We start from the raw sequence: 20302 nt of genomic DNA, 5'->3' as shown, positions 1-20302 counted from the left end.
AAACGATTTAAAGGAGTCCCCCTTTCGCTTTCGAATATAGTATATAAATAATAAATAAAGGAGTTGCGAAAATGTATGATGCAGTTATTTATTATCTTTATTTTTGTAATAGTTATATTTAGCATCCTAAACTTTTTAACCATTTCCCTTTCTCAACATAGCTTTAAAAGGCGAATTGTGGCAGGTTTTGTTTTCTTATTGTTAACTCCCATTGTCTTTTTGACTACTACAGCATTCGCTTCTATATTCGATAAAGGTGGATTTAGCGTAGGTACGTTAGCCTTTATTATTGCAAGTGTATATATTTTAAATGGAATAGTCATCCTACTTTCCTCCTCATTTATCCTCAAAAAGGCATAGCCAAAATTATACTGATAGGCATGAATAACTAGTAATACGCTAAATTCATGTCTTTTATTTTTGCTATGCTTTTCCCAATTTTTATGTGAAATTAAGTAATTCTTTAAAAAAATTTAAACTTTATTTATTACAATATTTCTATCGTATTCGCACGTTTATTAGCCATAATAAGAAAGGAGCACAAAATGAAAAAATATCTACTTATATTTCCTATACTGATCGTTTTACTTAGTGGCTGCAACAAGAATGATATATACGGTTCTTGGGAAGTCGTTAACAATAAAAACGGTGAATGTCCTGTATATTATAAATTTGAAACAGTTGTCAAAAAAGAAAATAAAGAGGAAATTGTTCAAAATTTAGTAGAAATGCAAACTACAAATAAAAAAGAAGATTTATATAAAGGTTCATTTGTCAAAAATTCTAATGTATATCACATTGATTATGGCAACTCATTTACATCAGATCAAACTTTAAAGGTTGTCGATGATACATTAAATGTATATTTTTTGACAGCTGAAAAATTATGTACATATAAAAAGAAATGATTACATTTCAGATGAGACGCAGGAAATATTTTCTGCGTTATTTCACTTTAGAAAGCTTTCTCAAAAACATTTCCCTCTTTTTAATCTTTTAATTTGAATGTATAATTGCTTAATAATCTAAATAATTTCACTGTGAGGTGCTTATTATGAGAAGTTTAAGTTCCTTACTTATATCAACAATTTGTCCCGTCATCCTAATCCGTGTAGAAAGGTATAATAGACATTTCAATTAACCATTCTAGCCTATATACAGCTTCCTCTTTCAAAATAGACTAACCCTTCCTCTAAATTTGTCAATCGTTTTAATTTTCATAAAAAAGTGATAAAATGTAAACATGTGTTTTCAGAATAATTAAATACGTAGAAAGAAAGCACTGTTTTTAGGAGGGGTTTTGATGACTTACACGTTAGCAACTAGAATGAAAGCATTCCAATCTTCTATATTTAGTGAATTAGGGGCCTATAAAAAAGAGAAAATTGCAGCAGGTCATAAAATGATTGATTTAAGTATCGGAAATCCTGATATGCCTCCTGCTGATTTCGTAAGAGAAGCAATGGTACATACAGCAAGTGAAAAAGAAAGCTATGGATACACATTAACAGGTATTCAAGAATTTCACGAAGCTGTAACTGAATATTACAATAACACTCATAACGTTATATTAAATGCTGAAAAAGAGATTTTATTATTAATGGGTTCACAGGATGGACTCGTTCATTTACCGATGGTTTATGCAAATCCAGGAGATATTATATTAGTTCCTGATCCAGGATATACAGCTTATGAAACAGGTATTCAAATGGCTGGTGCAACATCGTACTACATGCCATTAAAGAAAGAGAATGATTTCTTACCTAACTTACAAGTTATCCCTGAAGAGATCGCCGATAAAGCAAAGATGATGATTTTGAACTTCCCAGGGAATCCAGTTCCAGCAATGGCACATGAAGATTTCTTTAAAGAAGTAATCGCATTCGCGAAAAAACATAATATTATTGTTGTCCATGATTTTGCTTATGCTGAATTTTATTTCGATGGCAATAAACCAATTAGCTTCCTCTCTGTACCTGGTGCAAAAGAAGTTGGCGTAGAAATAAACTCTTTATCAAAAAGTTATAGTTTAGCAGGTAGCCGCATTGGTTATATGATTGGAAATGAGGAAATTGTCGGAGCGCTTACGCAATTTAAGTCTAATACAGATTACGGTGTATTTTTGCCTATTCAAAAAGCAGCATCTACAGCACTAAGAAATGGTGCGGAGTTTTGCGAGAAAAACCGCACCATTTATCAAGAACGTAGAGATACTTTAGTCAATGGGTTCCGAACGTTTGGCTGGAATGTCGATAAGCCAGCTGGCAGTATGTTCGTATGGGCTGAAATACCGAAAGGATGGACTTCTCTAGAATTCGCTTATGCATTAATGGATCGTGCAAATGTCGTTGTAACACCAGGTCATGCATTCGGACCTCACGGAGAAGGCTTTGTACGTATTGCTCTTGTTCAAGATAAAGCGGTATTACAACAAGTTGTTGAAAACATTAGAAATAGCGGCATTTTTTCTCTTGAAAAAATAGAGGAATTAGTTAAAAATTAGTTACTACTCCCCTGCTTAACTTTAGCAGGGGTATTATTTATTGGAGGTACTTTCATATGCACATTAAAGATACACTACCCCATCGTTATCCATTTTTAATGATTGATAAAGTAACAAGTATAAAACAAGGTGAATCCGTGACAGGATACAAACTCATTACAAATAACGAATGGTTTATAAATGATACGCAAAAACATATGCCTCATATGTTAATTGTAGAAGCACTTGCTCAGCTTAGTGCATTTGTAAATACAAGTGACTCTGAAGGATTAGGCTTTCTCTCCTCATTAGATGGAGTTGAGTTCCATGAGAAAGCATACCCTGGTGATAAACTTGATTTACATTATGAGCTAACACGTAACCGTCGAGGGTTTGTTCTCGGTACAGGTACGGCAACAGTTAACAGCCACCCTATTGTAACTATAAAAAAACTATTAATATATCAAGCAGATTAATCACTATTTGATCCGCCCGGGATATCTATCCCACGCCAATTGGGCTTATAAGATAAATATATTACGTAGTTAGGAGTAGGAAAATGGAAAGAACTATCGGTATCGATGCTGGAGGAACATTAACGAAAATTGCTTATATTAATGAAAAAAAGGAATTAGCTTTTGAAAAGTTTTATTCACATGAACAAGATAAAATTATAGATTGGCTTCAGAGCAATAATAGAATGAAACAAATATGTATTACAGGTGGTAAAGCGAAACTATTACAACAACTACTTTCAGATGCATATACACTAGTAGAGCTAAACGAATTTGAAGCTACTCTTGCAGGTGTACGATACATATTAAAAGAAGAAAAACATTCTATAAACAACTTTATTTTAACAAATATCGGTACAGGTACTTCTATCCATTACGTTTATAATGACCATTATATTCGAGCTGGAGGAACTGGAGTTGGCGGAGGTACTATTATGGGACTTTCAAAATTATTAACAAATATTGATCATTTTGAAGATGTAATCCCTCTTACAAACATAGGTTCTAGAAAAGAACTAGATATTACGGTGGGAGATATTTATGGTGGTATTCTCTCTCCTATTGATAATAGTTTAACTGCAAGCAATTTTGGTAAAGCCGCTATTACAGACTCAAATTATAGTAGCTCAGATATAATTGCTACTGTACAAGGACTTGTCGGTGAAGTCGTTACTGCATTAAGCCTTCAATTCGCCGAAGCAAAAAACATTGACCATATTATTTATATTGGTTCGACTCTATGTAATAATGTACACCTTCAAAATATTATTAGTAGCTACACAAAATATCAAAATAAAACACCAATCTTTATACAAGATGATGGTTATAGTGGTGCGATTGGCGCTTTACTTCATGCTACAAAATAAAGAGGCTGACTTTTGTCAGCTTTTTTGCAATGGTACTTCAAATTCAATAATTGACTCTTCGTTCTCTCCAATTCGCTCCACACTAATTCTATTAATCACACAATTTAATTTCTCATGAAAACTAGGAATACTTTTAACTACTTCAGCAGCTAGCTCAACACTTTCTTTTCTCCCGACTGTTACATGCGGGATGTACGGAATGTCTTCTTTCAAAAACTGTAATAAAGGTCCTGTATACAGGATATTACGTAGATCTTCTATTTGTTCTTTCCCTTTTTCAACTCGTAAAAACAAATATGCTCCTTCACTCGTTATTTGATTCGCAAATTCAATTTCTATATTATGTATCTTTTTTGATACATTCAAAATATGTAATTTCAACTCATCATTTGAAATAGGACTTTCAAACGGAAATACAATTGTAACATGCGGTGGGATTAATCCGAATAAAGGATCATGCTCTAGTCTAATGTCCTCTATTTCATGGATGGACATGTTGTTTAGAAAAAGTAAAATGGTACGCATTTTTATATCCCCTACTTCCCCTCAATTTTTTATATTTATCATATTGTATGGCAGCTTGTACTTCAACAAATTATTTTGCTTACATCTAAAAATAAAAAACTTCTCAAATGAGAAGTTTTCATATAGCAGGATTATTATTTTCTCGCCAAACTTTCCTAAATTTTATATAACAAGCAATTCTCCATGGAATGATATAAGATACTGCAACTACGTAAAATAATAAACCTATTGTTTGCGGATCTAAGCCAACAATATATTGTCTTGAACTATATCTTAAAATAACAATTCCGATAAAAGTAATTAAAAAGGCAGCACTTTTTTTCGTATAAATGTTTCCATCTTCTCTTCGCTCATAGTTTGTTAAAAATATAAGTGGGATTGCGAAAATCACCCCAATGGACGCTGCTATAGCCATTTGTAATATAGCTGGATGTACTGGACCAAAAAACCACAAAATACCTGGTGTTAAAAATAGTAATGGCCATAAAATACGTTTTCCTGTTCCTTTTATTGGCTTATGCATAGAACGATAACGACGCCAAAATATTAGTAGTGCAATGCATAAAAAGACGGTTATTAGTGAAGAAGTGTCTCCCATTTGTTTTTCCTACTCTCCCAAAATATATACTTAATTACACTTTAAATTGTTTGCTCAAATGATACTTTTCGAATAAATATACCGCTAGTCACGATATAGACGATAGTTATTACAATTGAAATGACAATAAAGTATGGGATATCTATTAAATATAGATTAGTTGTAGAATTTAAATCCTGTATTCCTACTTCTGCATAAAGTACACTATTCAATGATATAAAAAATGTTCCACCTACCATAAGACCAATCCACTTAAAACGTTTCTTAATCACTACTGCTACTTGAAAAAAAGTTGCTATTGTAACATACAATAATAGTTGTACAATAAACTGTTTAACTGAGTGTTCCCCTAAACTAATATTTACTGTTCTATACAATGTATTTTGTAAAATAATCACTTGAAGGAATGAGAAAACCGCAGCTTGTAATATTATATAGCAAACTGATCCAATGAAAAACTGTAATCTCGTTACTCCAAATGAAACTGCTAAACGAAACACATCATCCTGTATAATAAAAGTACTTACTACTATAAACAATGTAATTACAATCGAAAGATTATTTAATATATGTTGTAAAAATCCTTCTCTTATTTCTTTTAACTCCATTACACTTGTGATTCCTTTTATAAGTAAAGCTGTAATCCAAAATATTAAAATTGCTTTATAATGAAATTTTATATGTAACTTTAACTGCTTCATTATCATCGTCATTTCACTTCACCACCAGTTATATGAATAAATAGTTTTTGTAATGTAATTCTATCAACTACTAATTCTTCTTTTTCAACAGAATAATAATCTTCATTAGAAAGCTCTTCCCATATAACAGTAATGCCTTTGTTCCCATAAACTTCTCGATTTAAAACTTTTTTATTAATTGAGAACTCATCCACTTTATCTTTTTTCCCCGAAATAATATGTCCATGTTGTAATAAATCTTCCACTGATGATTGAACAACTAATCTTCCTTCTTTTATGATGATTACCTCTTCAATTACATGAGTTACTTCTTCTACTAAATGTGTTGATAATATAATTGTTCGAGGATGCTCACCATAATCTTCTAATAGTAAACTATAAAACAACTCACGATGCGCTGCGTCTAAACCTGTAGTTGGTTCATCAAAAATAGTAATTGGTGCTCTACTTGCTAGTCCTTGTATTATTCCAACGACTGTTTGCATGCCATGTGATAGTTTATGGTATTTCTCTGTCATATTAAGCTGAAATTTATCAGCAAGCTTTTCAGCGTACTTTCCATCCCAATTTTTATAAAACATGCTACACATCTTAAAAATTTCTCTTACTTTATAACTTAAATGAGCTTCTTCTTTCACTCTAACGAAACAAATATTTTGCATCGCTTTACTATTTTCAAATACATTTTCACCTAATATTGAAACACTTCCACTACTTGAAATAATTTGTCCTGCGAGTAAATTTAATAGTGTCGTTTTCCCTGCTCCGTTCCTTCCAAGCAAACCATATATTTTATGCTCTTCCAATGAAATAGTTACTTCATTTACAGCTATTTTCTTATTATATTTTTTCGTTAAATCTTTCGTTTCAAGTGCAAACATTACTCTTTCCCCTCCTTCGTAATTTTTTGTATCATATCCATCAATTCGCCTTTTGATATTTCTAGTACTTTTGCTTCTTCCCACACTTTAGGTAAATACTCTGTCATAAAAATATTTTGTCTTTTTTTTAGTACGACTTCTTTTGCTCCCTTTGCAACAAACATCCCGATCCCTCTCTTTTTATATAGAATCCCCTCATCTACTAATACATTTACCCCTTTAGCTGCAGTAGCTGGATTTATTTGTAACATCTTTGCAAATTGATTTGTCGATGGAACTTGTTCTTCTTCAAGCAATATATCTTTTAAAATATCAGATTCAATAGTTTCCGCAATTTGTAAGTATATTAACTTATTTTGTTCTAGAGTAGGTTTCACAATTTCACCACCTTAGGTTCATAGGTTCATTACTTATATAATTAACCATAGCACGTTACAAATGTTTTTTCCATAAATTTCTTATACATAAAAAGGAATCATTCGTTTAAGAATGATTCCCTAAAAAAACTCGTAGTTTCAACAATTATTCCAACTGCTTCACTGGATATTTAGCAAATAAAGATTGCCTAAAATCTTTATCATTCACAAGCATTTTAATTTTTTCTTCATTGCCCTTAAAAAACTTTATAACTTTATTTTTATCCCATATATCTTTTTCTTTTGGAAAATCATCGAATTTCCTATGCAAAATTGATAACATTTCTTCCCTCGTTATCTTAACGTTTTTATTTTCTATTTGAAACTCATACGCTTTTGCATTTGGTACTAAAATCACTAGATATATAGCATTAAAGAGAAAATTCTTCTTCATCGTATCCTTCCCATCAAACCAATACGTCTCAATCATTTCTTCTGTAAGAGTCCCACTCTCTTTTACGCCATAGTTCACTTTTATACTTTCATTTTCTAAACTTATACTTTGAACTGTTCCACCACCGGGTAAATTATTAACAATTGCAACCACATCTGAATTATTACCAACGTACGTTCCAGTATATTTCTTAAAATCATCTGACCTAACATCAGATATATCTTTTATTCTTTCTCCGTTAGAACAAGCCGTCATAAATAAAAAAATTGTTAGCATAACGAGCACATTACGATGCATATATTTCATTTAGCATCCCCCATTTTTATCGATATTTCGTTACTTACTATACTGCTTTTCAAATCCCTTTTAAATATAAGCATTTTAATCAAAATTAAAAATTTTCAATTTTTAGGTTTACAATTATCCATTAATTGTATATAATTACTAACGTAAGAAAAAAATTCTAAAAGGAGGTCGAAGAAAATGATGAAATTACAATTACATGCATTAACTTTTGCGTTAGCTGCACCTTTGTTTTTCGGACAATTGAATATGAATTCGACCACCCTAATGGAGAATTGAAGATCGTATATTATTTCTTTTAATTCATAAATTCGCCACAGGAGGTCGTATACTTTCCTGTGGCTTTTTCACGCCCAGCCGTAGGAGAACTGTATCTTCCTGTGGTTTTTTTGTGCGGTTTTTTAGTCTCTTACATTATTTTTTAAAGAAAGGAGCAACATTCAATGACTATTAGCGTATTGTTTTTAAGTATTACGATTCAAAGAAATAGACGTTCCAATACGGAACTGCTTCATAATGAGCGAATTGAAAAAGCTATGGATGATGTTAAGGAGCGCCAAGTGCTTTATTGTGATCACCTGTAATTCCTTTTCGAAAGGAGGAATTCATTTATGACTTTTCATGTTTTCTTTTTTACGACTGCACTTCAGAAAAACACTTTATCTGAAGATGAAATCATTCGTAAACAACAAGTAAAACAAACAACTGATAAAATAACTGACATTAAAATTTCATACTATACACAAATGTATTAAAAATATATTTTAAAGGAGCAATATCTTCATGAAATTTAAAGCATTCTTTTTAACCATTACCATTCAAAAACGTAAGCTTTCACAAAATGAGATTTTACACGATCAACACGTTCAAACTACTATGGACGAAGTAAAAGAGCTTCAATCTTCTTTTTACAATCGTCTGTTCTAAATAACTTATAAAGGGGTAAAAATCTAATGAAATTTAAAGTATTCTATTTAACCATTACCATTCAAAAACATAATTTTTCTGAAACTGAAATGCTTCACGAACGTCAAATTAATCAAGCTATGGATTATGTAAAAGAAAGACAGAGTCATTACTGTAGTCATTTGTAATTCCCATTTGAAAGGAGGAATTCACATATGAAGTTTCACCTTTTCTTTTTAACTATTACGATTCAAAAAGAAACGATTTCTCAAAATGAATTAAAACAAGAGCAACAGTATAAACAAATTATTGATGAAATTCGTGATTGTAAAAGTAAATATTACACTCACCTATAGTTTATATGAATTAACTTGAAAGGAGTCGATTATGATGTTGATAGTACGGTGTAAAGAAATGATTTGGATAGTTCAGAGGGATTCCACATAGTTTTATAGACCTTAAATCCCACAAGTTTACCGTTAAATTTGATATATAAAAAACATATAATAAAATCGCATTAATTTTTTTATATTGATTAACAAACGAAAGATACACCACTTAAAAAGCGGTGTATCTTCCTCAACATATACTATTTTCGATTATTTCGTTTCGTTTTAAACAATCTTACTAAGTTTGAAACAACTGTTTTTGTTACTGCATAAACTGGTACTGCTAAAATCATTCCGATAATTCCCGCGAAATTACCTACCCCTAAAATTAAGATAATAATTGTTAACGGGTGAATATTTAATTTCGAACTCATAATACGTGGTGAAATAATATTACTTTCAAACTGTTGTACTATTGTAACAATAATAATTACGTACAATGCTTGCATCGGAGATACGAACAAACCTACAATAACAGCTGGTGCCGCACCGATAAATGGACCTAAGTTAGGAATGATATTTGTAAATGCTGCAATAATTCCTAAAACAAAAGCGTACGGTAAATCGATAATTAAATAACCGATGAAAGTAAAAGCACCAACAAATATACAAACGAGCGCTTGCCCTTGAATATATGCAGATAACGTTTCATTCGTTTCCTTTATGATACGAAGTCCTTCTTCACGGTAAGACTCTGGTAATAAGCTAACCGCTTTTCCTGGAAAGGCATGCCCATCTTTAAACATGTAAAATAAAATGAACGGTACTGTAAAGATAACTAACGCAACGTTCGTGATGATACCAAATAAAGCCGTTGCACTCGACGTAATTGTATTTGGTATATCCTTTAAGTATTCAATTGCATTTTTTTCAATTGTTTCAATGGAAACGTAATTTTGTGTAGATAACCATTCAAACAATCTGTGATGTGATAAATCTTGTATGTATACTTTTCCCTCTTTTATATACCCTGGCATATTTTTCACTAAATCCATTAACTGTTGTGAAATCGTCGGAACAACTACTCCAACGCCAACCGCAGTTAATGTGATGATAAAAAGATATAACAGTAGAATCGCTAAATTTCTAGGTACTTTTTTATTCTCCAAAAAGACTAATACAGGATTAAATATGAAGTATAAAAAAAGCGCGATTAAGATTGGGAAAAACAATGTTGATATGAAGATACCAATCGGTTGAAATAGAAACGATATTTTTGTGCAAATAAATATGATTCCTACAACCATTAGCACTTCTAATGTCCAAAAGTGCACTTTCGATTTCAAACAAACGTCCTCCTTTAAACTAGCACTTCTCTTTATTGTACCAAATTAAACTTTAATTTCACATAATATTTTCCTTTACAATATTCCAAAATACCAATAAATACACTACAATGAGAATACATACAAATTTGCAGGTAAAGGTGATAAAAATGACACAATGCATCATTTGCAGAAAAGATACGAAAGAACTGAGTGAACAATATGTCATCCCAGAAATATTATGTGGCTATTATTTCACAAACTCAATTTGTGATACTTGTCATGAACAAATGACAACAAATATTGATCGCCCTTTAATTAGGCATAAATTAAGTCAATTTAAGATTGAGCAAATGAAAAAACAAATCGACTCCCCTCTCTATACAAATGAGCATGGTGAGGAACTTGCGGCGGCTGAAACAGATGTTGTTGAAGTAAGTGATGAAATACTTTATTCCAATGCATTAATTATGAAACTATGTAAAAAGCACGATATTTCTCTACATAATGAAATTTGGAAAGAAGAACGTGTAACGAAAGTAGCTAGCTCTATTCAACGTGAATTACTTTTAGATAACCGTAAATACAAAATGAGCGTATTAAAAATGGCTTACGCTTTCGCTGTACAAACAATTGATGGCTACTTTGAAGATCCAGATGCAATTGATATTTCTAATATTCTATCAAATGCCGATTTCATGGAATTAAAAGAAAAGAGTATTGTTCGTGACTTAAGCAAAAGTTCATTATGGAATACATTAAATACAAATAGTGAAAACCATTACTTTATTTTACTTAGCGATAAAGACGGCCTATTCTGCTTCATTCGTTTGTTTGACATCTTTGATGTTGTCGTTCATTTATCAGAAAAGCGATATGAACTTGCATCGCCAATTGTCGGCGTAAATAATGTGAATAAGCAAGAATTTTATGTCCAAACTTTAAAACAGTATATGGATGGGTTATTTAAAGAAACATCATCTACTATTTAATCAAAATCAGAACATACGGTCTCCTTTCTTCATGAAAAGACACTGTGTTATAATGAGTATGAAAAGAACAATACAATCACATAAACTAATTATAAATTGTATATAAATAAAAAAGACTAGTGTGCGGCTACACACTAGTCCACGTAACTTAGCAGATTGGATTGTTCACTTATCCTATTTGTTTCTTACAAACAAAACAACCCACATTCTATTGGCTTAGGTGGGTTGTTATTTTTTGAGCTTGTCTATTAAAACAACGACGAACGTTAACAATGCAACGAGAAACAGTCCACCCTGCAGTAGCAACGCTATTTCACTCATGTATTATCACCCCCCTCCTATTCGGAGAAGTGATAATTGAACAACCAACCGTACCTTAAGTTACTATTTAATTTTACCATATTTTCTGATAGTTTACGATGAAAACCCGCATGCGAATCGCTTGCGGGTTTTTTCTCATTATTTTTTTAATGCAAATGCATCAGCTATCATTTCACCAACAATTTTATTTTCTTGTTTCTTCTCATCTTTCAATAAAGGGAATAACAGTTCTGCCACTTCATATGCCTCTTCTAAATGAGGATATCCCGATAAAACAAATGTATCAATTCCTAACGCTTCATATTCTTTTATTCTTTCCGCTACCGTTTGCGGATCTCCTACAAGTGCAGTGCCTGCACCACCTCTTACAAGTCCGATTCCAGCCCATAAGTTTGGGCTTATCTCTAACGACTCCCTTGTTCCTTTATTTAAATATGTCATCCGTTTTTGGCCAACTGAATCATATCTTGCAAATGTCTTTTGAGCAAGCTCAATCGTTTGATTATCTACATATTGAATTAAACGTTCTGCCTCTTCCCATGCTTCTTCTTCTGTTTCTCTTACAATTACGTGCAACCTGATACCGAATCGTACCGTACGCCCCTTCTCTTCTGCAAGTTTTCTTACTTCCTCTATTTTCTCTTTTACTTGCTGAGGTGGCTCTCCCCACGTTAAATATACATCACTATGTTCAGCTGCAACTTCTTTTCCAGCAGCTGATGACCCTCCGAAATATATAGGAGGATACGGTGTTTGGACTGGCGGGAACACGACTTTACTTTCTGTAACTTTAATATGTTTTCCTTCTAATGAGATCGTTTCACCTTGCAAGGTCGATTTCCAAACTTTTAAAAATTCATCCGCTGCTTCATACCTTTCGTCATGTTCAAGATACAATCCATCTCCTTGTAGTTCAACGGGATCTCCTCCAGCTACTACATTAATAAGTAATCGACCATCTGAAATTCTATCAAATGTAGATGCCATCCTCGCTGCAACTGTAGGTGACATTAATCCTGGTCTCACTGCTACTAAAAATTTTAGTTTTTCTGTTTCAGCAGCAAGAGCTGAAGCTAACACCCAAGGGTCTTCACATCCTTGACCAGTTGGAAGTAAAACACCCGTATATCCTAAATAATCAGCCGCCTCAGCAACTTGTTTATAATAACCATACTCAGCTGCTCTTCCTCGTTTTGTCGTTCCTAAATATCGACCATCTCCATAAGCCGGAATAAACCATAATATTTCCATACTCTTGCACACCCCTTATTTATTTTGAAACGCAAACTAAAAATCTGTATATAAATTACCCCTAATAATTTACATATTAATTCCCTGTCTCACCTTTAAAACTATCTCGCCACCTTAAAAACTTCACTTCTAGTAAACGGACGAGTGAATCAGAAAACTTCCCGACGAATGCAAAGATTATAATACCGACAAATACGATATCTGTATTTGAAAATTGCCTTGCATCCATAATCATATAACCGATACCTTCTGTAGATCCCATAAGTTCTGCTACTACTAAACTCACCCATGCAACACCTAACGATAACCTTGCTCCTAGTAAAAGGTTAGGCAATGCAGCTGGTAAAATTAGTTTCGTAATTAATTTTCGTTTATTAAACTCTAATACTCTCGCAACATCAAATAACTTTGAGTCTACACCTCGTATCCCTAAAAACGCATTTACGTATAAAGGAAAAAATGCACCGTCCGCAATTAATAATACTTTCGATGTTTCGCCAAAACCAAACCATAATACGAAAAGCGGCGCAACAGCTAAATGAGGTACAGTTCTTAACATTTGCACAGATGGATCTAAATATTGCTCACTTCTCGTTGAAAATCCAACAATCGTTCCTAAAATAACCCCTAAGCCCCCGCCAATAAAGAAACCAGCTGCGGCCCTGAATACACTAATACTTAAATGGCCGAATAACTCTCCTGTTTTAATAAGCTCTTGGAAAGCTAGAAAAATATCTAATGGTGTTGGTAAAACTGTTTTAGTGACAAGACCGAATACGCCAGCCAACTGCCAAATTATTAATATAATAACCGGTATAGTAATCGCCCTTACTAAAACTTTTATATTTAACTTCCGCACCTTCTTTACGCTGTTTTTCTCAATCATTATACTCGCTGATTTCATAACAGCTTTCGTATTTTCCACTTTACAAAACCTCTTTTCACTTCGCTTTCAACGCTTTTTCTACGAAAGAATTATCTACAACTTTTTCCGTCTTAATTTCTTTCTTTATAGAACCGAGCTTATATTGAAATTTCGCTGTCTTTTGTTGCTCTGCTATTATTTCCTTCGTTACCGGAACTAAAATTGGTTTGTCGTGATTAAAAACTTCTTTTACGATTTCCGCATCTATCTTTTTTACAGAAGTGTATACTTTTATTGCTTCATCTAAGTTAGCATCTTGCCATACACGTGCTTTCTCATAAACTTTGAGAAATTTCTCAACTAATTCTGGATGTTCTTTCGCAAATTTTGTTCTCGTAATTAAAAATTCTGGTGAAGAGACATCTAATGTTTCACCATCTGCAATCACTTTCGCGCCCTTATTTACCGTATGTAACGAAATAAATGGATCCCAAATCGCCCATGCATCTACTGATCCTGATTCGAATGCAGGCTGCGCTTCATCTGGTTGTAATTGAATGACATTTACATCTTTTGCATCAATACCTTCTTTATCAAGTGCTCGATATAATAAATTAAAGGCACTACTTCCTTTTGCTACTGCAATTTTTTTACCTTTTAAATCTTTTATACTCGCAATCTTGCTATCTTTTTGAACGAGAATTCCAGTTCCTTTTCTCGCATAACTTGTATTGGCGATTTCGGTAAATCCAATACCTGCTGCTTGCGCTGAAATGACTGGAGAATTCCCTACTTCACCAAAATCTAATCGGTTTGATGCGATTGCTTCAAAATAAGGAGGTCCACTTTGGAACTCTGTCCATTTCACTTTAACTCCTTCTTTTTTAAACTCCTCTTCAAACCACCCCTTTTTCTTTGCTAGTAATAGTGGACTTAATCCTTGCTGTATACCAATTTGTATTGTTACATCTTCTTTCTTACTACTTGCTGTACTTTTTTCGCATCCTAATAAAAATACTGATATAGCTAAAGCAAAAGAAAGAACTATAAATTTTTTATACATATAAAATCACCCTTTTCCTATATACTTGTTTGAATCAATCCCCCATATTCAAACTGCTGTAATACTTTCGTTCGAAGTTGTTGGAACGATTGTGAAGTTTTATTTCGCGGATAAGGCAACTTATTTTCAATCACTTTATGTATTTCCCCTGGTTTTGCACTCATAATGATGATTCGGTTTGAAAGATATATCGCTTCATCTATATCATGTGTAACGAATATCATTGTTGTTTTCTTCTGCTCCCAAATATTTAGCAATACTTCTTGTAAATGACTTCGAGTAAACGCATCCAGCGCTCCAAAAGGTTCATCAAGTAATAATACATTCGGATCTCTTAACAAAGCTCTTGCTATCGCAACACGTTGTGACATCCCACCTGAAATTTCTTTCGGATACGATTTTTCAAAGCCATCTAACCGAACGATTTCAACCCATTCTCTCACTTTATCTTTCACATACTTATCTTTTAACGACAAATCTGCCGCTATATTTTCTTCAACTGTTAACCATGGAAAAAGCCTATGTTCTTGAAAAATAAAACCTTGTTTCTTACTTGGTTTTACGATGCGCTCGCCATCAATAGCAACTTCCCCTTCAAAATCATTATCTAAACCTGCAACACTTTTTAATAATGTACTTTTTCCGCACCCACTCGGACCAATTATTGTAACAAAATCCCCTTTCTCTAATTGAAAATTAATATTCTCTAATACTTGAACACTACCTACCGCTTTCGCAAATTTCTTAGATACCCCTTTAATTGAAACTGTCACACGTTCACCCTCCCTACTATGAATCATTTGGATTAATTGATTATGCTGTTATGTAACTAATAAAAAAACCAAAGGCATTTTATCAATAGATAAAATGCCTTTGGTTTCTCCAATCAGCCACTTGTTATAGAATTAACTACATATTATACAAATATTTCCGATAAGTCAACTAGGTTTTAATGAACATTATTTATTTTTAAAGATAGTAGCAGTTTCTATTATAATTTTAGGAAGCAACTCTTGAATGGTATCCGTCAATGTATGAAGAGCTTCTTTTACAAATCCATCTTCAAAGTTTTCTATCGGCTCCGGTAATTCATCCTCATCTAATATGAAATATTCTCCATTTGGAAGTACCATAATATCGATAATTAAATCTTCGAAGGAAACTACTTCTTCTGTTATTTGTGTATTTTTTACGATATTAAAATAGGCACCTACATAATTCCCTTCCTTATCTCTCCATACGTATAAATTGTAAGGACGATCTTCCCAGTAGTATGCAATTGTGTAACTTCCTTTTTGAATAGTTAACTTTGTATCGTGTGCCGTCATTGTAAATGAATACTGGACCTCGTGAAATAACACGATACTTTCCGATTGTTTTTTCAGCAATAAGCAATCGTAATCCACTATTGTCGAATCATACCGAATTTTTCTTTCTGTAATTTCAATTTTTGATGTACGTAATTGATTCATTATTTTGTTCCCCTTATGCTATTTCTATCCTTAATTATATCCATTTATATAGCAATTAAGAAGTATATAGTTGTTTATATTGTTGTCTACAATTACACAATAAAACTCCCTCTTATTTTAGAAGGAGTTTTTCACTATTCATGACTTATAAGTTTTAACCTTTCAGAAATCGCATTATAAAATTTCCGTTCCTCATCAACATTTAAGTGCACACGATTTACTGTTTTAGAAAAACCATATAACACCTGCGCTTTTACTGGCTCTTTTAACGTTATTTCAAAAGTAGCAGGTTCTTTTATGAACTCCATAACAGTTGCATCCAATACCTCTTTCTCTTCTTTTGCTGTTAGTGATTCCCCCTTGTAGAACGTAATATTATCAATTTGTGTAAATGGCAAAACGATTTTCTTTCCTAATCCGATTTGAATCATTACTTGTTTTTCTGTTATGATAATTGGATTTTTACGTATCGCTTGTATTTCAGCTATAAAATAAATCATCGCATATACGTTTAAAATAAGTAAAATCCAAGCTATTACTGGATTCCATTGATGAAGTAAATAATGAAAACCGATACTTTCAATTGCTGTTGCGTGAATTATCATGATATAAACACCTATAGCACCGGTGTTTTTATGGTAAGAATAGGTAAATTCGTCATCTGGTACTTTTGCACGCCAAGATAATAACGCATAATAGATTAGCTTACACTCAGTAAGCATGATATTTATAACCTTACTTCTTTTCATAGTGTCATCAAATGCTGCATCAATTGAATAAGAGAATGAAGAATACTCTTTTTTATATGCTTTATATTTATTAATTATTTTAGGAAGCATTGTCACGATTTTATATAGAAGGAACAATTGTAAAGCTACAAATGCAATTTCCCCCGTCACTACTATATAAGAAACGAATGAAAAAGCTTGTAAATAGTCGCTTGGAATTATAAATCTCGCAAATATATATCCAGCTATTACGACAGGAAAGATATACGTTAACGAGTATCTTTTTCGAATAATAAAGAAATACGTAATGACTGGAATTACAAACATACAATCTAATAATGACCCAAGCACTACTTCTTTTGGAGCAGCTGGTACAATGGGAAGGGCATACAATAAATAGTTGGATAACATAATGCAAGATACGAGTCCAATCCAAATGCCTTTTCGCCTTCGCGATAGTGTGACACTCATACGTTCACTCCTTTATTTAAACACCTCGTTTAAGTGGTCTTTATAAAATGAAATAGCACGTTCAAATTCTTTTACTTCATCTACTTTCACGACTGTTTCAAGTAATAATTTCATTGCGGATTCATGTTCGTTTACATTATACTTTGCTAATGATAAAAATACTCTCATCGGATCGTTCTCAGGGAATTTCTTTACTCCAGCTTCTAGTACCACAATTGCCTTTTCATACTCTCCAATGCAACGATATGTACTCCCTAAACCGATATAGGCACCGCAAAGGGATTCACCATCAAGTCCATTTGCGATCGCCTGCTCATAATACGGAACTGCTTCTGTTTCTAATCCCATGACATCGTGTATCCATGCACATTGGTACAGTACTTCTGCATCTTTTGTAAAGTTTGTTAATCCTATAAGTATTTCTCTAGACTGCGCATATTTCTTTTCATTTCTAAGTTTAATAGCTTGCTTTAATAAATGTTCCATAGAATCCACTCCTCACCAATTATTCTGCGTATAGCTCTTGATTGGTTTATGCTTCACATTCGTGTAAAAGTAAAATTCCCACTAATTAAAGTTTCGCTTACCCATATACTATGCGGATTCATTCTTATCTAAAAACTTAATTTTACAAAGCAGTAATACGATTACATAATATCTCTAAGCTTTTGACAATTTCTTTCGCTGTTTCATCTTTCCCTTTACATAACTTTCCTTTACCATCTTGTCCAATTACATAGTGTACAGCCCCGCGCGAATATAAAGAATGTGGTGAATTTGCTATCATTACATTCGCCTTTGCTTCTTTCATTCTATTTTTCGCTCTCTCAAACAGTTCTTCTTCACTTAAATCACTTTCAAGCTTAAAACCAACGAGTACTGTTTCCGGATCCCATTGTTTTATTTGCTTCAAAACTTTTGGAGCTTTTTGAAAATGTATAATTGGTGCTATATCACTTGAAATTTTCCCATTCATATTAAGAACATTGCCATCTTGATCACAAATCTTTTCCACAACCCAATCTGATCCAGCCGCTGCCATAATAACCGCATCGACTTTTTCATGCGTAATGATACTTTTCATTTTATCTTGCAAATCAACAATTCCCTCAAATGGATGTAATTCTAATCCTCTATTTACATCGTTCGGTTTCTCAGCGAAATAACCGTGTAAATATATAACGTGTGCCCCTTTAGCTATAAGTTCTTCTGCGATTATTCTTCCAATCGTACCTTTAGCCATATTCGTATGTCCGCGTACTTGATCCCATTTTTCTAAACAACCACCGCTTGTAATTAATACCTTTTTCCCCTTCATTGTAACCATCCCTTACTGATTTTTCTTAAGAAACCATTCTGTTCCAAAGTCAACTATATCACGTTGCTTCATAAGACGGCTCGTTGCATTACCTATTTTCCCCATTGTTACAGTTCCTTTTCGCTCAAACTCTACACCAATTTCCACAAACGTATCTGATTCGTAATCCATTTCAACAAATTCTTTCCATACTCTTTCACCGTTTTCTATAATTGGTGCTCCTACTTTTATTAATTCACATGCACCAGAACGTACTTCAGATAAATGAACAGACGTATTCGAGTCATAGCCAACACCAATTAATAATATGTACCCATCAAAATCGTATATTTTTTTTAATGGTGATTCCTCTCCCAAACTCATCGATAGCGAATGATTCATTGTTATTTCCTCTGCATGTTTCCCCCATGCAGCAAAACTTCCTAATGGATGATTACTTCGTACTACATTCGGGTATGTACGAAAACATTCAACTATTTTCCCCATTCCTCTTGTTGGTGTTATACGTGGATCAAATGCTGGGACGCTATCACGTATAATTTGCCACCACTCTTCAGGTACAGGCGGTCTTGACCAATGTTTCGGATCAGATAAATCCGAAGATTGTGTTGGCATTATAATTGTTCCTTCTTCGGTAACGACTTTCATTAAAGCTTCTACTACTGCAACCACTCCGCCAGCTATCCAGCCGATAGAACTTAATGATGAATGAACAATAATTGTCATTCCTTTTTCGACTCCTAGTGCTTTTAAATCGTTTGTAATTGTTTGAATTGTATTCGGAAATTGTGTACTCTCAACTATTTCATTCATTTTCATAACGGTTCCCCCACTAACCACGTATATTAAAATTTAAACTTTTATATAAATATATTATCATATTTTTCTTAATTTTTAACTTGATTGTATTCAATACTACAAAAAAATGGTAGTATTATTACGTAAAAAATAGTTAAATTATGGTATATTCATTTGAATTAATAAAAGAAGGTGAACAAATGAAAAAAATTCTATTTCCTTTTCTACTATTTGGGCTCATTTCTTTACATGCATGTGTTTCTATTAACAATGATTATGAGGGGTATTGGGTATTAGAAAAATCCAGATATAATGAAGGCGGATATGGCCCATTAAATTTATATGAAAAAGCACAAAAAGATCCAACTATGATTCATTACTCAAATGGTAGTATTAGTGAAGGAAAAAGAATGGTGTATGTAGCATTTGGAAAAAAGTATAAAAACGATAAAATTACAGTAAAAGAAGTACAAGACGAAAAAGACACATCTGTTATCGTATTACATATTGAAAAAGATAAAGGGCAAGATGAAAATCCCGTTTTATATATTGGTGTACCAAAACTTAGAAACACTATTAAAATTGTAGATGAAGATGGAAAGAAAATCTTTGAAATGAAGAAAGATGAAAGTGTTACATCACAGCAATAAAAAGTTACCATTTCAATTTACACTTTATAGATAGACGAAAAAGCCCATCAAAAATGTGATATTATCCCCTTTAGGTAGACAGTGTGAAAAAGACCATGTATACACATGGATGTTACACTATTACTTGGAGGG

The 20302-nt window shown here is 32.8% G+C and carries 29 protein-coding genes; 12 read left to right on the top strand and 17 right to left on the bottom strand.

The genetic code is table 11. The features are described 5' to 3' along the window. Positions 1–78: 78 nt before the first annotated feature. The 5 genes from JDS81_RS26980 (at position 79) to coaW (ending at position 3863) form a co-directional block, all read left to right on the top strand. Entirely contained in the window at positions 79–360 is a 282-nt protein-coding gene (locus JDS81_RS26980) for a hypothetical protein (RefSeq protein ID WP_097952841.1), read from the top strand. Positions 361–545: 185 nt separating this feature from the next. Continuing rightward, the gene (locus JDS81_RS26975) at positions 546–908 is read left to right on the top strand and encodes a hypothetical protein (protein WP_097952391.1); all 363 of its coding nucleotides are present in this window, start codon (positions 546–548) and stop codon (positions 906–908) included. Between the two features lie 395 nt (positions 909–1303). Next, on the top strand, positions 1304–2503 hold the full coding sequence (locus JDS81_RS26970) for an LL-diaminopimelate aminotransferase (protein ID WP_142311442.1): 1200 nt from the start codon (positions 1304–1306) through the stop codon (positions 2501–2503). A 56-nt stretch (positions 2504–2559) separates the two neighbouring features. Continuing rightward, on the top strand, positions 2560–2958 hold the full coding sequence (locus JDS81_RS26965; RefSeq protein WP_000547668.1) for a 3-hydroxyacyl-ACP dehydratase FabZ family protein: 399 nt from the start codon (positions 2560–2562) through the stop codon (positions 2956–2958). A gap of 83 nt (positions 2959–3041) precedes the next feature. After that, entirely contained in the window at positions 3042–3863 is an 822-nt protein-coding gene (gene coaW, locus JDS81_RS26960; protein ID WP_097952387.1) for a type II pantothenate kinase, read from the top strand. Positions 3864–3878: 15 nt separating this feature from the next. Here coaW and JDS81_RS26955 read toward each other — a convergent pair whose 3' ends face one another. The 6 genes from JDS81_RS26955 to JDS81_RS26930 all read right to left on the bottom strand — a co-directional run bounded on the left by JDS81_RS26955 (position 3879) and on the right by JDS81_RS26930 (position 7684). Then, complete coding sequence (locus JDS81_RS26955; RefSeq protein ID WP_097952385.1) at positions 3879–4388, bottom strand: 2'-5' RNA ligase family protein; 510 nt, start codon at positions 4386–4388, stop codon at positions 3879–3881. A gap of 118 nt (positions 4389–4506) precedes the next feature. Further along, entirely contained in the window at positions 4507–4986 is a 480-nt protein-coding gene (locus tag JDS81_RS26950; protein WP_097952383.1) for a CcdC family protein, read from the bottom strand. Between the two features lie 41 nt (positions 4987–5027). After that, a complete protein-coding gene (locus JDS81_RS26945; protein ID WP_097952381.1) occupies positions 5028–5699 on the bottom strand; it encodes a DUF4052 family protein in 672 nt (223 codons plus the stop codon). Next, on the bottom strand, positions 5696–6568 hold the full coding sequence (locus tag JDS81_RS26940) for an ABC transporter ATP-binding protein (RefSeq protein WP_097952379.1): 873 nt from the start codon (positions 6566–6568) through the stop codon (positions 5696–5698). Before JDS81_RS26940 ends, JDS81_RS26945 begins: the two co-directional genes overlap by 4 nt. Then, positions 6568–6945, bottom strand: a complete 378-nt coding sequence (locus tag JDS81_RS26935) for a GntR family transcriptional regulator (protein WP_087969939.1) — start codon at positions 6943–6945, stop codon at positions 6568–6570. Before JDS81_RS26935 ends, JDS81_RS26940 begins: the two co-directional genes overlap by 1 nt. A gap of 145 nt (positions 6946–7090) precedes the next feature. Then, entirely contained in the window at positions 7091–7684 is a 594-nt protein-coding gene (locus JDS81_RS26930) for a DUF4825 domain-containing protein (RefSeq protein WP_097952377.1), read from the bottom strand. A gap of 440 nt (positions 7685–8124) precedes the next feature. Between JDS81_RS26930 and JDS81_RS26925 the strand changes: the two genes are divergently transcribed. The 5 genes from JDS81_RS26925 to JDS81_RS26905 are packed head-to-tail and all read left to right on the top strand — an operon-like array spanning position 8125 to position 8943. Next, on the top strand, positions 8125–8265 hold the full coding sequence (locus tag JDS81_RS26925; protein WP_000156183.1) for a YrzI family small protein: 141 nt from the start codon (positions 8125–8127) through the stop codon (positions 8263–8265). Between the two features lie 27 nt (positions 8266–8292). Beyond that, entirely contained in the window at positions 8293–8436 is a 144-nt protein-coding gene (locus JDS81_RS26920; RefSeq protein ID WP_000142746.1) for a YrzI family small protein, read from the top strand. Between the two features lie 28 nt (positions 8437–8464). Further along, positions 8465–8608, top strand: coding sequence for a YrzI family small protein (locus JDS81_RS26915; protein ID WP_097952375.1), 144 nt, complete (start codon positions 8465–8467; stop codon positions 8606–8608). Between the two features lie 26 nt (positions 8609–8634). After that, the gene (locus JDS81_RS26910) at positions 8635–8775 is read left to right on the top strand and encodes a YrzI family small protein (protein ID WP_000669820.1); all 141 of its coding nucleotides are present in this window, start codon (positions 8635–8637) and stop codon (positions 8773–8775) included. Between the two features lie 27 nt (positions 8776–8802). Next, entirely contained in the window at positions 8803–8943 is a 141-nt protein-coding gene (locus tag JDS81_RS26905) for a YrzI family small protein (protein WP_000668494.1), read from the top strand. 233 nt (positions 8944–9176) lie between these two features. On the opposite strand, the gene JDS81_RS26900 is transcribed toward JDS81_RS26905, so the two are convergent. Further along, positions 9177–10262: an AI-2E family transporter gene (locus JDS81_RS26900; RefSeq protein ID WP_000837897.1), complete on the bottom strand. Its 1086-nt coding sequence runs from the start codon at positions 10260–10262 to the stop codon at positions 9177–9179. Positions 10263–10411: 149 nt separating this feature from the next. Between JDS81_RS26900 and JDS81_RS26895 the strand changes: the two genes are divergently transcribed. Beyond that, positions 10412–11233 carry an HNH endonuclease gene (locus tag JDS81_RS26895; RefSeq protein WP_000189690.1) on the top strand — a complete coding sequence of 274 codons (822 nt, stop codon included), beginning with the start codon at positions 10412–10414 and terminating at the stop codon, positions 11231–11233. A gap of 228 nt (positions 11234–11461) precedes the next feature. On the opposite strand, the gene JDS81_RS30620 is transcribed toward JDS81_RS26895, so the two are convergent. The 10 genes from JDS81_RS30620 to JDS81_RS26850 all read right to left on the bottom strand — a co-directional run bounded on the left by JDS81_RS30620 (position 11462) and on the right by JDS81_RS26850 (position 19535). Further along, positions 11462–11554, bottom strand: coding sequence for a putative holin-like toxin (locus tag JDS81_RS30620; protein ID WP_001289320.1), 93 nt, complete (start codon positions 11552–11554; stop codon positions 11462–11464). Positions 11555–11692: 138 nt separating this feature from the next. Next, positions 11693–12805: an FMNH2-dependent alkanesulfonate monooxygenase gene (ssuD, locus tag JDS81_RS26890; protein WP_000404867.1), complete on the bottom strand. Its 1113-nt coding sequence runs from the start codon at positions 12803–12805 to the stop codon at positions 11693–11695. 76 nt (positions 12806–12881) lie between these two features. Further along, on the bottom strand, positions 12882–13730 hold the full coding sequence (locus tag JDS81_RS26885; RefSeq protein WP_000432143.1) for an ABC transporter permease: 849 nt from the start codon (positions 13728–13730) through the stop codon (positions 12882–12884). A gap of 16 nt (positions 13731–13746) precedes the next feature. Then, positions 13747–14733 carry an aliphatic sulfonate ABC transporter substrate-binding protein gene (locus tag JDS81_RS26880; protein WP_000276900.1) on the bottom strand — a complete coding sequence of 329 codons (987 nt, stop codon included), beginning with the start codon at positions 14731–14733 and terminating at the stop codon, positions 13747–13749. A 17-nt stretch (positions 14734–14750) separates the two neighbouring features. Continuing rightward, positions 14751–15506 (bottom strand): ABC transporter ATP-binding protein, encoded by a 756-nt coding sequence (locus JDS81_RS26875; protein WP_097955322.1) that lies wholly within the window; start codon positions 15504–15506, stop codon positions 14751–14753. Positions 15507–15692: 186 nt separating this feature from the next. After that, complete coding sequence (locus tag JDS81_RS26870) at positions 15693–16205, bottom strand: ribonuclease FAU-1 family protein (RefSeq protein ID WP_001072802.1); 513 nt, start codon at positions 16203–16205, stop codon at positions 15693–15695. A gap of 134 nt (positions 16206–16339) precedes the next feature. Further along, positions 16340–17404 (bottom strand): hypothetical protein, encoded by a 1065-nt coding sequence (locus tag JDS81_RS26865; RefSeq protein ID WP_097955320.1) that lies wholly within the window; start codon positions 17402–17404, stop codon positions 16340–16342. 12 nt (positions 17405–17416) lie between these two features. Next, a complete protein-coding gene (locus tag JDS81_RS26860) occupies positions 17417–17890 on the bottom strand; it encodes a tetratricopeptide repeat protein (protein WP_000400640.1) in 474 nt (157 codons plus the stop codon). Positions 17891–18032: 142 nt separating this feature from the next. After that, complete coding sequence (locus JDS81_RS26855) at positions 18033–18722, bottom strand: phosphopantothenoylcysteine decarboxylase domain-containing protein (protein ID WP_000676697.1); 690 nt, start codon at positions 18720–18722, stop codon at positions 18033–18035. Between the two features lie 12 nt (positions 18723–18734). Beyond that, positions 18735–19535: an AAC(3) family N-acetyltransferase gene (locus JDS81_RS26850; RefSeq protein WP_142316371.1), complete on the bottom strand. Its 801-nt coding sequence runs from the start codon at positions 19533–19535 to the stop codon at positions 18735–18737. 185 nt (positions 19536–19720) lie between these two features. Here JDS81_RS26850 and JDS81_RS26845 point away from each other — a divergent pair, with 185 nt between their 5' ends. Then, positions 19721–20170, top strand: coding sequence for a hypothetical protein (locus tag JDS81_RS26845; protein ID WP_016108610.1), 450 nt, complete (start codon positions 19721–19723; stop codon positions 20168–20170). Positions 20171–20302 lie beyond the last annotated feature (132 nt).

Source organism: Bacillus cereus group sp. N31 (genome assembly GCF_016483245.1).
Classification (GTDB): Bacteria; Bacillota; Bacilli; order Bacillales; family Bacillaceae_G; genus Bacillus_A; species Bacillus_A toyonensis.
Note: the sequence above shows the minus strand (reverse complement) of the source record. Positions and strands in the feature narration are given on the sequence as shown.

Bases quoted from the DNA above. Each gene is read 5' to 3' on its own strand.
- JDS81_RS26980 (WP_097952841.1), top strand. From the start codon at position 79: ATGCAGTTATTTATTATCTTTATTTTTGTAATAGTTATATTTAGCATC.
- JDS81_RS26975 (WP_097952391.1), top strand. From the start codon at position 546: ATGAAAAAATATCTACTTATATTTCCTATACTGATCGTTTTACTTAGT.
- JDS81_RS26970 (WP_142311442.1), top strand. From the start codon at position 1,304: ATGACTTACACGTTAGCAACTAGAATGAAAGCATTCCAATCTTCTATA.
- JDS81_RS26965 (WP_000547668.1), top strand. From the start codon at position 2,560: ATGCACATTAAAGATACACTACCCCATCGTTATCCATTTTTAATGATT.
- coaW (WP_097952387.1), top strand. From the start codon at position 3,042: ATGGAAAGAACTATCGGTATCGATGCTGGAGGAACATTAACGAAAATT.
- JDS81_RS26955 (WP_097952385.1), bottom strand. From the start codon at position 4,388: ATGCGTACCATTTTACTTTTTCTAAACAACATGTCCATCCATGAAATA.
- JDS81_RS26950 (WP_097952383.1), bottom strand. From the start codon at position 4,986: ATGGGAGACACTTCTTCACTAATAACCGTCTTTTTATGCATTGCACTA.
- JDS81_RS26945 (WP_097952381.1), bottom strand. From the start codon at position 5,699: ATGACGATGATAATGAAGCAGTTAAAGTTACATATAAAATTTCATTAT.
- JDS81_RS26940 (WP_097952379.1), bottom strand. From the start codon at position 6,568: ATGTTTGCACTTGAAACGAAAGATTTAACGAAAAAATATAATAAGAAA.
- JDS81_RS26930 (WP_097952377.1), bottom strand. From the start codon at position 7,684: ATGAAATATATGCATCGTAATGTGCTCGTTATGCTAACAATTTTTTTA.
- JDS81_RS26925 (WP_000156183.1), top strand. From the start codon at position 8,125: ATGACTATTAGCGTATTGTTTTTAAGTATTACGATTCAAAGAAATAGA.
- JDS81_RS26920 (WP_000142746.1), top strand. From the start codon at position 8,293: ATGACTTTTCATGTTTTCTTTTTTACGACTGCACTTCAGAAAAACACT.
- JDS81_RS26915 (WP_097952375.1), top strand. From the start codon at position 8,465: ATGAAATTTAAAGCATTCTTTTTAACCATTACCATTCAAAAACGTAAG.
- JDS81_RS26910 (WP_000669820.1), top strand. From the start codon at position 8,635: ATGAAATTTAAAGTATTCTATTTAACCATTACCATTCAAAAACATAAT.
- JDS81_RS26905 (WP_000668494.1), top strand. From the start codon at position 8,803: ATGAAGTTTCACCTTTTCTTTTTAACTATTACGATTCAAAAAGAAACG.
- JDS81_RS26895 (WP_000189690.1), top strand. From the start codon at position 10,412: ATGACACAATGCATCATTTGCAGAAAAGATACGAAAGAACTGAGTGAA.
- JDS81_RS30620 (WP_001289320.1), bottom strand. From the start codon at position 11,554: ATGAGTGAAATAGCGTTGCTACTGCAGGGTGGACTGTTTCTCGTTGCA.
- ssuD (WP_000404867.1), bottom strand. From the start codon at position 12,805: ATGGAAATATTATGGTTTATTCCGGCTTATGGAGATGGTCGATATTTA.
- JDS81_RS26880 (WP_000276900.1), bottom strand. From the start codon at position 14,733: ATGTATAAAAAATTTATAGTTCTTTCTTTTGCTTTAGCTATATCAGTA.
- JDS81_RS26870 (WP_001072802.1), bottom strand. From the start codon at position 16,205: ATGAATCAATTACGTACATCAAAAATTGAAATTACAGAAAGAAAAATT.
- JDS81_RS26865 (WP_097955320.1), bottom strand. From the start codon at position 17,404: ATGAGTGTCACACTATCGCGAAGGCGAAAAGGCATTTGGATTGGACTC.
- JDS81_RS26860 (WP_000400640.1), bottom strand. From the start codon at position 17,890: ATGGAACATTTATTAAAGCAAGCTATTAAACTTAGAAATGAAAAGAAA.
- JDS81_RS26855 (WP_000676697.1), bottom strand. From the start codon at position 18,722: ATGAAGGGGAAAAAGGTATTAATTACAAGCGGTGGTTGTTTAGAAAAA.
- JDS81_RS26850 (WP_142316371.1), bottom strand. From the start codon at position 19,535: ATGAATGAAATAGTTGAGAGTACACAATTTCCGAATACAATTCAAACA.
- JDS81_RS26845 (WP_016108610.1), top strand. From the start codon at position 19,721: ATGAAAAAAATTCTATTTCCTTTTCTACTATTTGGGCTCATTTCTTTA.